The following is a 13,604-nucleotide window of genomic DNA, read 5'->3' as shown; positions in this document are numbered from 1 at the left end:
AGCCGGCTCTTTCCATGCCGGCCACTTCACCGCTGATCAGGGTCTGATAGCGATTTTCAGTACGCCGTCCCGTTGATTGGCAAACAGGTCGTAGGCTTCGACAATCCTGTCCAGCCCATACTCGTGGGTAACCAGCACACCCAGATCCAAGCGGCTGGAAGCAACCACGTTCATCAGGCGGCGCATGCGCTCCTTGCCGCCGGGGCATAGCGCGGTGTTGATCCGGTGATCCCCCAGGCCCGCAGCAAAGGCGCCGAGCGGAATGCTCAGGTCTTCGGAATACACGCCCAGACTGGACAGAGTACCGCCGGGTTTGAGCACCTGCAGCGATTGGCTGAAGGTCAATTGGGTACCCAACGCCTCGATGGACGAGTCAGCCCCACGACCGCCGGTAATCTTCATTACCTCGTCAACCACGTCGCAGTTGTTGAAGTTGAGCGTGATATCCGCGCCCATCTGCCGGGCAATGCCCAGACGGTGCTCATTGCCGTCCACGGCGATGATGGTGGTGGCACCGAGTAACCGCGCTCCCGCGGTAGCGCACAGTCCGATCGGGCCCTGGGCGAAGATGACCACGGTGTCCCCGATGCGGATATTGGCGTTCTCAGCCCCCTTGAAACCGGTTGACATGATGTCCGGGCACATCAGCACCTGCTCGTCGGTCAGCCCGTCAGGGATCGGTGCCAGGTTTGCCTGCGCGTCCGGCACCAGCACGTATTCCGCTTGGGTACCATCGATCAGGTTGCCAAACCGCCAGCCTGCGGTGGCCTTGTAACCATGGCAGCCGCAACGGCCATCGGCGGTCAGATAGCTCCCATCCTGCGAAGCGACGCCATCCTGGGCGGCATAGGAGTTGAAATTGGGACAGATTGCTCCAGCAATAACGCGCTGGCCTTCCTGATAGCCTTGCACCGCGCTACCCAGCTTCTCGATCACACCCACCGGCTCGTGACCGACAGTCAGGCCTCTGGCGACAGGGTACTCACCTTTGAGAATGTGGATGTCGGTACCGCAAATAGTGGTGGTGGTAATACGCACCAGTGCGTCATTGGGACCTACATCGGGGATGGGCTTATCGGTCAGCTCGATACGTCCAGGCTCGATAAATATCGCCGCTTTCATCATCTTGGTCACGGGGGTTCTCCTGATAATCGATGGAATCAGCTCTGCGTGTTGAACAGGAAACCACCCCAGCCTAGCTCAGCTGCTATCAGCCAGCCTGACGCAGATCAAGTAACCGGCTATCGAACGCCATCGCCCTGTCCAGGGCCACCATAAGCAACATTCGACAGAACCTGCTCTGGGCTTTGCCTACAACACGGCACTGACCCAATTAAACCCCATTGTTTGACCTGGCTCATCCCCGGGTCATGCCGCTTGGCTTAGACTGGCAGTAGTAATCACCCATCTCGTTACAAGGACACTGCATATGGCCTCTTCCGTTCTATCCAATAAGCGCGTGTTGATTCCTGCGGTCATTGGCATCCTCGTGCTGCTGGGCTGGTACGGTTGGTCCGAGCATGCGAATCAGGGGCCCGGTGAGGGCTTTGTCGTTGGCAACGGCCGCATCGAGGCCACGGAGATTGATGTCGCCACCAAGCTGCCGGGGCGGGTCGAGGAGGTACTGGTAAGCGAAGGGGATTTCGTTTCCAGAGGCCAGGTGCTGGCGCGCATGCAGGTAGATACACTTACCGCGCAGCATGAGGAAGCGTTGGCCGGCTACCGCGAGGCGGAGTTTGCCGTAGCCGCTGCCCGGGCGCAGATTGCCCTGCGCGAAAGCGATGTGGCGGCGATGGAAGCCGTGGTACTGCAGCGCGAGGCCGAGTTGTACTCCGCCCAGCGGCGCATGCAGCGCACCGAAAAGCTCTCCGTCGACGGTGCAGTGTCCCGTCAGGAGCGGGATGATGACCGCGCCCGCGCGCGCAGCGCAGAGGCCGGGGTGGCAGCAGCCAAGGCCCAGGTGTTGGCCGCCCGGGCTGCCGTGGAAGCGGCGAAGGCCCAGCAGACCGGTGCAGAGTCCCGGGTCGGCGCGGTACAGGCCAGCATAAACCGTATCAATGCCGACCTGGCTGACAGCGAGCTCAAGGCCCCTCGGGACGGGCGTGTGCAGGTGCGTGTGGCGCAGCCGGGCGAGGTGCTGGGTGCCGGCGGCCGGGTGCTCAACCTGCTGGACCTGTCGGATGTGTACATGACCTTCTTCGTGCCGGAAGCAGCCGCAGGGCGTGTAGGCCTGGGCAGCGAGGTCCGCCTGATACTGGATGCAGCGCCGGATTACGTGGTGCCGGCGCGGGTATCCTTTATCGCCAGCCAGGCCCAGTTCACACCCAAGACTGTAGAGACCGCCAGCGAGCGGGAAAAACTCATGTTCCGCGTGCGCGCGCAGCTGCCACCGGCGCTGCTGCAGCGCTATCTGGACCAGGTCAAGACCGGCGTACCGGGTGTGGCCTGGCTCAAGCTGGATCCGGACGCCGAGTGGCCCGAATCCATGGCGGTGCATCCCGACCTGATGTCCGTGCATGACAGTGAATAAGGATCCCGTCGCCCGCTTGCAGGGCATCAGCCTCAACTATGGCAAGACCCGCGCGCTGGAGCAGATCGATCTGGAGTTGCCCGCTGGCTGCATGGTCGGCCTGATCGGGCCGGATGGTGTCGGCAAGTCGAGTCTGCTGGCGCTGCTGTCCGGCTCGCGCCGCCTGCAGGCGGGTCAGCTGCAGGTGCTTGGCGGCGACATGGCCGAGCGCGAGCATCGCAACCTGGTCTGCCCGCGTATTGCCTATATGCCCCAGGGACTGGGCCGCAACCTGTACCCGACGCTGTCGGTGGAAGAGAATCTGCAATTCTTCGCCCGCCTGTTTGGCCACGATGCGGCGGAGCGGCGTCGGCGTATCGATGAGCTGACCCGGGCTACCGGGCTGCACAGCTTTCTGTCCCGGCCGGCCGGCAAGCTGTCCGGTGGCATGAAGCAGAAACTCGGGCTGTGCTGCTCGCTGATCCACGACCCGGACCTGTTGATCCTTGACGAGCCGACCACCGGGGTCGACCCGCTGGCGCGGGCTCAGTTCTGGGAGCTGATTGACAGCATTCGCCAGCAGCGCCCCGGCATGAGCGTGGTGGTCGCCACAGCCTATATGGACGAAGCCCAGGGCTTTGACTGGCTGGTGGCGATGGACGCCGGCCAGGTACTGGCCACCGGCACCCCGGCCGAACTCATGGAGCAGACCGCCACTGCGTCGCTGGAGGACGCCTTCGTGGCGTTGCTGCCCGAGGAGCGCAAGCGTGGTCACGCGCCGGTGACCATCCCGCCGCTGGATGTCGACGAGAACGACATCGCCATCGAAGCGAAGAATCTGGTGCTGCGCTTCGGCGACTTTGTCGCCGTGAAGGATGTCAGTTTCCGCATCCGCCGAGGCGAGATCTTCGGCTTCCTCGGCTCCAACGGCTGCGGCAAGACCACCACCATGAAGATGCTCACCGGCCTGCTGCCGGCCAGTGAAGGCCAGGCCTGGCTGTTCGGCCAGGAGGTCAGCCCGAAGGATATCGAGACCCGCCGTCGGGTCGGTTACATGACCCAGGCTTTCTCCTTGTACAGCGAGCTGACCGTCCAGCAGAACCTGGTACTGCATGCCCGACTCTTTGCCGTGCCAGAGGACGAAATCCCCGGGCGGGTGAAGGAAATGATCCAGCGCTTCGATCTGGCTGATGCCGCCGACAGCCTGCCGCCGGATATGCCGCTGGGCATGCGCCAGCGCCTGTCGCTGGCGGTGGCCATGGTGCACAAGCCGGAACTGCTGATCCTTGATGAGCCCACCTCCGGCGTCGACCCGGTGGCCCGGGATGCCTTCTGGCGACTGCTGGTGGAGCTGTCGCGCAAGGATCGCGTCACCATCTTCCTGTCTACCCACTTCATGAACGAGGCCGAACGCTGTGACCGCATGTCGATGATGCATGCGGGCGAGGTGCTGGATAGCGACGTGCCCGCCAGACTGGTGGAAAAGCGCGGCGCGGCCAATCTCGAAGAGGCCTTCATCGGCTATCTGCTCGAGGCGGGCGCCGGTACCCAGGACGCGCCCCAGGCCGAGTCCGGTGCCGGGCTGTCGCAGCAGGCACAGGCCGCGCCGCCCCGGCGCAAGGCATTCAGCATGCAGCGCATGTTCAGCTATCTGTGGCGCGAAGTGCTGGAGCTGCAGCGCGACCCGATCCGCGCCACCCTGGCGCTGGCCGGCTCCCTCGTGCTGATGTTCGTCATCGGCTTCGGCATCAGCATGGATGTGGAGGACCTGCGTTACGCCGTGCTCGACCGGGACCAGACCACCCTGAGTCGCGACTACGCGCTGCAGCTGTCCGGCTCGCGCTACTTCATCGAGCAACCGCCAATCAGCGATTACGACGAACTGGACAGGCGCATGCGCAGCGGCGAGGTCTCGCTGGCCATCGAAATCCCGTCCGGCTTTACCCGGGATCTGCTGGCCGGACGTCAGGCGCAGATCGGTGCCTGGGTCGACGGGGCCATGCCACAACGGGCCGAGACCCTGCAGGGTTATGTGCAGGGTATGCACCAGCACTGGGTCAGCGAACAGATCAGTCAGCGGCTGGGCAGACTGCCGGTGACGGCGGAGATCCAGACGCGCTTTCGCTACAACCCCGACGTGCGCAGCCTGCCGGCCATGGTTCCGGCGATCATTCCCTTGTTGCTGCTGATGATCCCGGCCATGCTCACCGCGCTGGCGGTGGTGCGGGAGAAGGAAACCGGCTCGATCACCAACTTCCATGTCACCCCGGTGACCCGCAGCGAGTTCCTGCTCGGCAAGCAGCTGCCCTATGTCGCGCTGTCGATGCTCAACTACCTGTTGATGATGTTGCTGGCGGTCACGGTATTCGGGGTGCCGGTCACCGGCAGCTTCTTCGCCCTGACCCTCGCCGCGCTGATCTTCAGCTTTGCCTCCACCGGCATGGGACTGCTGGCCTCATCGGTCACCCGCAGTCAGATCGCTGCGATGTTCTTTGCCATGATCGGCACCATGGTACCGGCCACCACCTTCTCCGGACTGATTGATCCCGTCTCATCGCTGGAGGGCTTCGGTCGGGTGATCGGTGAGCTGTACCCGGCCACCTACATGGTCAACATCAGTCGCGGCGTGTTCAACAAGGCGCTGGGGCTGGGAGAGCTGTCGGGGGCCTACTGGGCCATGCTGGCGTCGGTTCCGGTGATCATGGGGCTGGCCGTGCTGATGCTGAAGAAACAGGAGCGCTGACATGAAATTGCGCAGTCTGGCCAATGTCTACCGGCTCGGGATCAAGGAACTCTGGAGTCTGGGGCGCGACCCGATGATGCTGGTGCTGATCGCCTACGTCTTCACCGTCGGCGTGTTTTCCGGCGCGAACGCCATGCCGGAAACCCTCAATCACGCGCCCATCGCCATCGTTGACGAGGACGACTCGGCACTGTCCCGGCAGATCACATCGGCCTTCTATCCGCCGAATTTCACCACGCCGCAGATGATCAGCATGGGGCAGATGGACTCCGGCATGGACTCGGGCCAGCATACCTTTGCCCTGTACATACCCCAGGGTTTTCAGCGCGATGTGCTGGCCGGGCGCAGCCCGGATCTGCAACTGAACGTGGACGCCACCCGCATGAGCCAGGCGTTCACCGGCAGCGGAGCGGTGCAGCAGATCGTCATGGGCGAGATCAACACCTTCGTCCAGCGTCACCAGGGCCTGGCCCAGGCTCCGGTCGAGCTGGTGTTGCGTGCGCGCTTCAACCCGGCGCTGGAACGGGCCTGGTTCGGCAGCCTGATGCAGGTGATCAACTACATCACCATGCTATCCATCGTGTTGGCCGGGGCGGCGCTGATCCGCGAACGGGAACACGGCACCATCGAGCATCTGCTGGTGATGCCGGTGACCCCTGGGGAAATCATGCTGGCCAAGATCTGGTCCACCGGGCTGGTGGTGTTGGTGGCGGGGGCCATCTCACTCAACCTGGTGGTGCGCGGCTTGCTCGGCGTGCCCATAGAGGGCTCCCTGCCGCTGTTTTTTCTGGGTGTGCTGCTTTGCCTGTTTGCCACCACCTCGATGGGCATCTTCCTCGCTACCCTTGCCCGCAACATGCCCCAGTTCGGCATGCTGATGATGCTCACCATCATGCCGTTGCAGATGCTCTCCGGCGGCAGCACACCGCGTGAAAGCATGCCCGAGCTGGTGCAGAACATCATGCTGGCAGCCCCCACCACCCACTTCGTCGAACTCGGCCAGGCGATCCTCTATCGGGGCGCCGGGCTGGAAACCGTATGGCCCAACTTTCTGGCGCTGATGGTGATAGGCAGTGCGCTGTTCGGCGCTTCCTTGCTGCGCTTCAGAAACACCATCCACCGCATGGCATGAGTGTTTGATAACGTCATCCTCGGCACACGCCGGGGATCCAGGGTTCGGGCCGCACTCGGAGTCAGTGGATTCCAGGCATGCGTCGAGAATGACGAGGTGGCGAACAACTCGCCAACCTCTGCAAGTGGGCAGACCGAATAACGATAAAAGGAGCACCATGCATGAGCAATAACACCGACTCCCGCAGCCTGTGGCTGGCCGGTCGTGGCCCCATCCACCATGGCCAGCAGACCCAGCAGCGTATCACCGCGCTGGCCACGCAACTGCTGGAAAGCGGGCGGGTGGTTGATGAGGACAGATTCTATGCCATGCTCGCTGCCGCCGACCGGCTGACCTGCGCCGGCATGAATGTGGTCGCCCACATGACCTATGCCCAGCGCATCGACCTGGACGGCAAACCGCTGGCATCCGAGGACTTCAAGCCCACTCCCGAAGGGCATACCGGCGGTGCACTGAACATGGTTCCGGCCTTTGTCGGCTACCTGCTGGCCAACGCACTGACCGGCAGAACCCGGGCCTGGCTGATGGGGCAGGGCCACTGTGTGGCGGCTATCGAGGCAATCAATGCGCTGACCGGGGATGTGTCACCCGCTCAGCAGGGTCGCTACGACCGCAGCGCGGCAGGGCTGGCGCAGTTGTGTCAGGACTTCTACTCCTACGAAACCGATGACAGCGGTCTGCCCGCTGCACCGCTGGGCAGTCATGCCGGGCCGAACACCGCTGGTGCCATCTCCGAGGGCGGTTATCTCGGTTTTGCCGAACTGCAGTACATCCATATGCCTCTGCCCGGTGAGAGTCTGGTGGCCTTTTTAAGTGATGGCGCCTTCGAGGAGCAGCGTGGCTCGGACTGGGCGCCGCGCTGGTGGCGTGCCGAGGACAGCGGGATGGCGATTCCGGTGATGATCCTCAACGGTCGGCGCATCGAGCAGCGCACCCAGATAGTGCAGGAAGGCGGCGCCCAATGGCTGGCCGAAGATCAGCGGCACAATGGCTTCGACCCGGTGATCATCGACGGTCGCGATCCCGCCGCCTTTGCCTGGGCCATCATCATGGCCGAAGACAAGCTGCAGACCTTTGCCGATGACCCACAGCGTCGTTATCCGGCGGCCTTGCCCTACATCATCGCCGAGACCGAGAAGGGTTTCGGTTTCCCGGCGCGGACCAACGCTGCACATAACCTGCCGCTGGTGACCAATCCCTTCAAGGATGTGATTGCCCGGGAGCTGTTCAATACCAGCGCCCAGGCGCTGTATGTGCCCCGTGTCGAGCTGGAGCAGTCACTGGCTACGCTGGCCAATCATCAGCAGCAGGGCAGGTCGCTGGAAAGCCAGAACCCGCTGGTGCATCGCCAGCCGTCCGCTCCCAGTCTGCCAGAGCCGAAGTGGCAGCCCGTGGGGAATGAAAACAGCGCCATGAGTGCACTGGATAACTGGTTCGTCGAGCTGGTCAAGGCCAACCCCGCGTTGCGCGTGCGCGTCGGCAACCCGGACGAGCTGGCCAGTAACAAGATGGGCGAGACCCTGGCTCTGCTCAAGCACCGGGTCAACGAGCCGGAACCGGGCGTTCATGAAGATCTGCACGGCGCCGTCATTACCGCCCTCAATGAAGAGGCCGTGGCGGCCGCAGCGCTGGCCAACAAGGCCGGGCTCAACCTCATCGTCAGTTATGAAGCCTTTGCCGTTAAGATGCTCGGCCTGATGCGTCAGGAAGCCATCTTTGTACGTCGCCAGAAGGAGCTGGGCCAGCAGCCGGCCTGGCTACCGGTACCCCTTATCGTCACCTCCCATACCTGGGAGAACTCGAAGAACGAGCAGTCCCATCAGGACCCGACGATGGGGGAAGCGCTGCTGGGAGAGATGTCCGACACCGTGCGCGTGCTGTTCCCGGTGGGCGGCAATACCACAGTGGCGGCCATGCGCTCGGTGTATGCCGGTCGCGGACAACTGGCCTGCGTGGTGGTCTCCAAGCGCGATGTGCAGCAGTATCTGGACGGGCCCCAGGCCGAGGCGCTGGTCGAGCAGGGCGCGGCCCATGTGCTGGGCGATCCGGCCAGTGCCGACCTGCAGTTGATTGCCATCGGCGCCTACCAGCTGGAGGAGGCGCTCAAGGCTCAGGCTGCACTTGAGCGCGCCGGCCATGCCGTTTGTGTCACCGTGATCATCGAGCCGGGCCGGCTGCGCATCCCGCGGGACGAGCTGGAAAGCGCCTTCGTAGTGGATGATGCGACCCTGAATCGGCTGTTCCCGCCGGGCCTGCCGCGGGTCATCCTCACTCACACCCGCCCAGAGCCGATGCTCGGCATATTGCGTCGCATCGACAGTGGCCCGGCGAAAACCCGCGCGCTGGGCTATATCAGCCGCGGCGGCACCCTGGATGTACCGGGCATGCTGCGCGCCAACCGCTGTACCTGGGTCGATGCCATCCGCGCCGCCACCGCGGTGACCGGCTGGGAGCTGGCGGACCTGAGTGACTATGCCAACCTTGGGGGGTGAATGACTATGCTGACTCTGACCTGTCTGGGTGGAGCCAGTACTGTTACCGGCTCCAAACACCTGTTGTCCCACGGCGGCACGCGCATCGTCTCCGCCAGCGGTGGTCTGTCTCGGTGCCGCTGCAGGATCAGGTGCATCCGTTAGGTTGATCAAATGTCAGTTGCCCAGCACGCTGGGCACTGGGTCACTATCATCATTCAATCCCCTCCTGCGCGCATCTGCTGCAGGAGCTCTCCACACTGGCTGGCCTGTTCGCCGCTGGGTGCAATCAATGCCAGCAGGGCCGCCGGTGGTGCCAGTGCACCCAGCGCCAGCGCGCCCACCCCACGCAGCGCCAGCGGCCCGGCGTGAACCCCGGGGCGCGGCTCGCTGAAGGTGCCCTGTACGTAGAGCGGGGAGCGCAGCGAGATGATGCGCATGCCCTTGGAACTGGGGGCGATGTCCAGATCCAGTTCTTCGCTGGCGAAGTTCACTGTGCCGTCAATCTCAATCAACGCGTTCTCGGTATCCAGGACAAACAATGGAGTACTCATCAGACCGTTATCGAGGGCGAGGTCGGCGACCGCGCAGTTGATCTGTACGTCCTCATCACCGAACAGCCTGCCCATCACATAGTTGCCCACGTTGAGCCCGGCGATTTCCATCAGGCCGCGGCTCACCGTGCCGTCATTGATCACCATACGCACCGTCCCATCGGCGCTGCCCAGCAGGGCGGCCACCGAGTTGCCGCTCCCGCGCAGCTCGGCATCGCCATTGAGTTCGCCCAGGCTGGTCTGCATCGGTGCAAAGCTGGGTGCCAGTTGCTTGAGCTTGAAGCCCCGCGCTTTCAGGTTGGCCCGGCCCTGCAATGGGGTGCTCGTGCCGTTGAGCTCGATATCGGCGTTGAGTGCACCACCGGCTACGCCGAACTTGAGCGGCGAGAGGCGCAGGCGGCCGTCGTCCAGCACGATGTGCGCGTCCAGGTCGGTGATGGGCAGTTTTTCGCTATGCACGATACGTTGACCGCGCACGCGAACGTCGGCATCCATCGCCCGCCAGCGCTCGGTGCGGAACTCCTCGACCGGCAGCACCTTGTCCGCAGGTTGTCGGGCGTCGCTGCCCCGCGCTTCTTTCTCTGCGTTGGAATCGGCCCCGATCAGCGGCGCCAGGTCGGTGAACAACAACTGCCGGGAGACGACTTCGCCGGACAGCTTGGGCCGGGGAGTTCCGGCCAGGTAAGTCAGGTCGCCGTGTATATCGCTGTCGCCGATGCGCCCGTTGAAATCCTGGTAGCGGTAAGTTGCCCCTTCAGGAGCCTGCAGCTCGGCACGCAGCCGGCCATCGGTAGAGTAGGGTGGACTGTCCGGTAGGGTGACGCCGGTCAGGGGATACAGATTGCCCAAGCTGGTACCTGACAACTGCAGGTTCAGATCCAGGGCGCCAAAATTCAGTGGATCGGTCAGGGTTCCAGCGAGACGGATGCGGGTGGAGCCAGCTCGGACATCCGCCTGCAGTGGGAATGGCAGCGTGGCATCCTGCAGTGCCAACAGGCCGCCAATCTTGCCTTCGCCTTGCACCGCCTGCCCTTGATAGCGACCCTCGGCGCGCCAGGCGAAGACATAATCCTGCGGCGCAGCCGCATCTGATTGCTCCTGCTCGCCAATGATTTCACTGAAGGCGATGGGTTCACCCAGCGGGTCGACCTGCAAATCGAGTTGAAGCCTGCTGATCGCATCGTCGATCCTTATCTGGCCCTGATCGAAACCAATGGTGCCGATATCCAGGACCAAGGATGCGGGTTCGGATGGATCGCTTTCGTCGTTGCCCAGATCGAAGGTCCAGTTGTTGCGCCCGTCGGCCAGGCGCTGCAGATCGGCATTCGGGGCTTGCACGTCGATGCGGGGGATGCTGACGATCTTGCGCAATAGCGGCAAGGGCGCCAGTCGCAACTCTACCCGCTCCAGACTGACGAAGGTGTCGCCTTCGGCCCATTCCGGATTGCCCAGCACCATGTGTTCGGCGGCGATGTGCGGCCACGGCACCCAGGCCCGCCAGCCGTTCGTTTCCGGCTCTCGGCGCCAGGCCACTGCCAGGTCGCCTTCGATGGCGAAGGGTCGATCCAGCGCCTCGGAAACCCGATCATTAATGGTTGGTTTGAGCAGGTTCCAGTCGAACAGCACCAGGAACAAGGTCAGCGCCGCCGCCAGCAGTATCAGGCCGGTCAACATCCAGACGAAGAACCCACGAACGTGCGCCATACCAATCCGCCCCTTGATCATGCATCCGATAACGATGCCTCAGGTTCAGACTAGCAAATCCTGGAAATGTCGAGCTCGCCGATCCAATAGCGATGCCGGCAAGCACCAGCTTCAGGCTTTCAAGCGGCTAATTGGGGGGATGGGTTTGCGGGAGCAGGCTCGGTGGGAGCGGCCTTGGCCGCGAATGGGCTGCTGCAACCCTTCGCGGGCGAGCCCGCTCCCACCGGTACCTTCAAAGGGGGGAAGGTCCCCCTGGAAATCACTTCTTCTCGGCGTAATAACCGAAGATGGATTTCACTTCGAGGAAGTCTTCGAAGCCATAGTGGCCCCACTCGCGGCCGTTGCCGGATTCCTTGTAACCACCGAAGGGGGCGTTGTTATCCAGCGGGGCGCCGTTCAAATGAACCATGCCGGTACGGATCTGGCGGGCGACGTTGCGGGCGCGATCCAGTTCCGCTGAAGAAACGTAACCGGACAAACCGTAGCGGGTATCGTTGGCGATGCGAATGGCGTCTTCTTCGTTCTCGTAACCAATGATCGACAGTACCGGCCCGAAGATTTCCTCCCGGGCAATGGTCATATCGGTGGTTACATGGCTGAAGATGGTCGGTTGTACGTAGTAGCCCTTGTCCAGACCCTCAGGACGACCGGTGCCGCCGACTACCAGGTTGGCACCTTCTTCGATTCCCTTGGTGATCAGCTCCTGGATCTTGCTCCACTGGGCCTTGGATACCACCGGACCGATGGTGGTGTCCGGTGCATCGGGGGCTCCGGCCTTGACCTTGGCAGCGACAGCCTTGGCAATGGCAGCTACTTCATCCATGCGGCTGTTGGGGACCAGCAGGCGGGTAGGCGCATTGCAGGACTGTCCGCTGTTGTTCATGCAGGACATGACGCCATGGGCAACGGTTTTTTCGAAGTTGGCATCATCCAGCAGGATGTTGGCCGATTTTCCCCCCAACTCCAGCGCGACGCGCTTGATGGTCTCGGCACCGTTCTTCATGACCTGGCGACCAGCACCGGTGGAACCGGTGAAGGACATCATGTCGATATCCGGGTGCGCAGACATGGTCGAACCTACGGTCGGACCGTCACCATTGACCAGGTTGAACACCCCCGCCGGCACCCCGGCTTCGTCCAGCACTTCGGCCAGCAGCAGGGCGGATAGGGGGGCGACTTCGGAAGGCTTCAATACCATGGTGCAGCCAGTGGCCAGGGCAGGAGCGATCTTGCAGGCCAACTGGTTGATCGGCCAGTTCCAGGGAGTGATCAGGCCGCAGACACCGACTGGCTCCTTGACCACGAGGGTGTTACCGATGCGCTCTTCGAACTCGAACTCCTTGAGCGCCTTCAGTGCGGCAGCAAAATGGCCGGTGCCGGAAGGAGCCTGGGCGTATTTCGACAGTTTGGCCGGTGCGCCCATCTCAAGGGAAATCGCCTGGGCGAATTCCTCGGAGCGACGCTGATAGATCTCGAGAATGCGCTCCAATAGGGCGATGCGCTCTTCACGGCTGGTCTGTGAGTAGGTGTCGAATGCCTTGCGCGCCGCAGCCACAGCAATGTTGACATCTTCTTCATTACCCAGAGCGATGGTGGCAACGACCTCTTCCGTGGCGGGGTTGATCACATCAACCGTACGGTCACCCTTGGGCTCTACCCATTGGCCGTTGATATAGAATTGTTTTTCATGGCTCATTTGATCAGGACTCCTGCTGGGACATAATCTTTAAAGTGTCGAAACAATACACGTAATTCGCATTTGTATCAGCTGTTTGAGCGAATTTACCAAGCAAAACATGCGTCTGCTTTCACTTCAAGCGTTCAGGCAATAACTCTATACTATGCCCCGGAAAATCAGCCGCGCCCGGTCTAGCAACGTGGCTCAGGCGTGGTGCCAGCATTTCTGTCCCCGGAAGGGGTAATACTTGACTAAAACAGTGGGATATTGCATAGTTCTGCCCATGTGCAAACCTGACACGGGTGCTCTATGCGTCTGACCACCAAAGGCCGCTACGCGGTTACAGCTATGCTGGATCTGGCCCTTCACGAGGACCAAGGACCTATTACGCTGGCAGATATTTCTCTGCGCCAGGGTGTGTCGGTGTCCTATCTGGAGCAACTCTTCGCCAAGCTGCGGCGCAGCAAGTTGGTAGAGAGCGTGCGCGGACCCGGTGGGGGGTATCGTCTGGCGGGAGGCGCCGCGTCCATCAATGTGGCACAGATCGTCGAGGCCGTGAACGATTCCATGGACGCGACCCGGTGTCTGGGCAAGGGGGATTGCCAACATGGGGACGTCTGCCTGACCCATTACCTGTGGACGGACCTGAGCGAGCGTCTGCGCCAGTTCCTCGGCGATATAACCCTTGCCGACCTGGTTTCACGTGAAGATATTCAGCGCGTACGCACCCGGCAGGATAAGGGAGCCTGCGCCAACGCCAACCAGGACGCTATCAACCTGGAACGCATCATCTGACGGCCGCTGGCCGTACGA

Annotated in this window: 8 protein-coding genes; 5 read left to right on the top strand and 3 right to left on the bottom strand. The window is 62.6% G+C overall.

What is annotated here, in order from left to right:
• Positions 1 to 36: 36 nt before the first annotated feature.
• Positions 37 to 1,134 carry an NAD(P)-dependent alcohol dehydrogenase gene (locus tag QAO71_RS08350; RefSeq protein ID WP_036989760.1) on the bottom strand — a complete coding sequence of 366 codons (1,098 nt, stop codon included), beginning with the start codon at positions 1,132 to 1,134 and terminating at the stop codon, positions 37 to 39.
• 295 nt (positions 1,135 to 1,429) lie between these two features.
• Between QAO71_RS08350 and QAO71_RS08345 the strand changes: the two genes are divergently transcribed.
• From QAO71_RS08345 to QAO71_RS08330, 4 genes are all read left to right on the top strand, one after another.
• Positions 1,430 to 2,530, top strand: a complete 1,101-nt coding sequence (locus QAO71_RS08345) for an efflux RND transporter periplasmic adaptor subunit (RefSeq protein WP_280165644.1) — start codon at positions 1,430 to 1,432, stop codon at positions 2,528 to 2,530.
• On the top strand, positions 2,517 to 5,252 hold the full coding sequence (rbbA, locus tag QAO71_RS08340) for a ribosome-associated ATPase/putative transporter RbbA (protein ID WP_280165643.1): 2,736 nt from the start codon (positions 2,517 to 2,519) through the stop codon (positions 5,250 to 5,252). The genes QAO71_RS08345 and rbbA overlap by 14 nt, the downstream gene beginning before the upstream one ends.
• Before the next feature lies 1 nt (position 5,253).
• The gene (locus QAO71_RS08335) at positions 5,254 to 6,384 is read left to right on the top strand and encodes an ABC transporter permease (protein WP_348273403.1); all 1,131 of its coding nucleotides are present in this window, start codon (positions 5,254 to 5,256) and stop codon (positions 6,382 to 6,384) included.
• Positions 6,385 to 6,545: 161 nt separating this feature from the next.
• Positions 6,546 to 8,876, top strand: a complete 2,331-nt coding sequence (locus tag QAO71_RS08330; RefSeq protein WP_280165642.1) for a xylulose 5-phosphate 3-epimerase — start codon at positions 6,546 to 6,548, stop codon at positions 8,874 to 8,876.
• A 197-nt stretch (positions 8,877 to 9,073) separates the two neighbouring features.
• Here the strand turns inward: QAO71_RS08330 and QAO71_RS08325 are convergent, their stop codons facing one another.
• The gene (locus QAO71_RS08325; protein WP_280165641.1) at positions 9,074 to 11,113 is read right to left on the bottom strand and encodes an AsmA family protein; all 2,040 of its coding nucleotides are present in this window, start codon (positions 11,111 to 11,113) and stop codon (positions 9,074 to 9,076) included.
• A 259-nt stretch (positions 11,114 to 11,372) separates the two neighbouring features.
• On the bottom strand, positions 11,373 to 12,809 hold the full coding sequence (locus QAO71_RS08320) for an aldehyde dehydrogenase family protein (protein ID WP_280165640.1): 1,437 nt from the start codon (positions 12,807 to 12,809) through the stop codon (positions 11,373 to 11,375).
• A 291-nt stretch (positions 12,810 to 13,100) separates the two neighbouring features.
• Between QAO71_RS08320 and iscR the strand changes: the two genes are divergently transcribed.
• Complete coding sequence (iscR, locus tag QAO71_RS08315; RefSeq protein WP_036989765.1) at positions 13,101 to 13,586, top strand: Fe-S cluster assembly transcriptional regulator IscR; 486 nt, start codon at positions 13,101 to 13,103, stop codon at positions 13,584 to 13,586.
• The last annotated feature ends 18 nt before the right edge of the window (positions 13,587 to 13,604 follow it).

This window comes from Halopseudomonas sp. SMJS2, assembly GCF_029866945.1.
In the GTDB taxonomy this organism is placed as follows: domain Bacteria; phylum Pseudomonadota; class Gammaproteobacteria; order Pseudomonadales; family Pseudomonadaceae; genus Halopseudomonas; species Halopseudomonas bauzanensis.
The sequence above is the reverse complement of the archived record's forward strand: the minus strand, read 5'-3'. Positions and strand labels throughout refer to the sequence as shown.

Coding starts and splice junctions, on each gene's coding strand:
- QAO71_RS08345 (WP_280165644.1), top strand. CDS start 1,430: ATGGCCTCTTCCGTTCTATCCAATAAGCGCGTGTTGATTCCTGCGGTC.
- rbbA (WP_280165643.1), top strand. CDS start 2,517: ATGACAGTGAATAAGGATCCCGTCGCCCGCTTGCAGGGCATCAGCCTC.
- QAO71_RS08335 (WP_348273403.1), top strand. CDS start 5,254: ATGAAATTGCGCAGTCTGGCCAATGTCTACCGGCTCGGGATCAAGGAA.
- QAO71_RS08330 (WP_280165642.1), top strand. CDS start 6,546: ATGAGCAATAACACCGACTCCCGCAGCCTGTGGCTGGCCGGTCGTGGC.
- QAO71_RS08325 (WP_280165641.1), bottom strand. CDS start 11,113: ATGGCGCACGTTCGTGGGTTCTTCGTCTGGATGTTGACCGGCCTGATA.
- QAO71_RS08320 (WP_280165640.1), bottom strand. CDS start 12,809: ATGAGCCATGAAAAACAATTCTATATCAACGGCCAATGGGTAGAGCCC.
- iscR (WP_036989765.1), top strand. CDS start 13,101: ATGCGTCTGACCACCAAAGGCCGCTACGCGGTTACAGCTATGCTGGAT.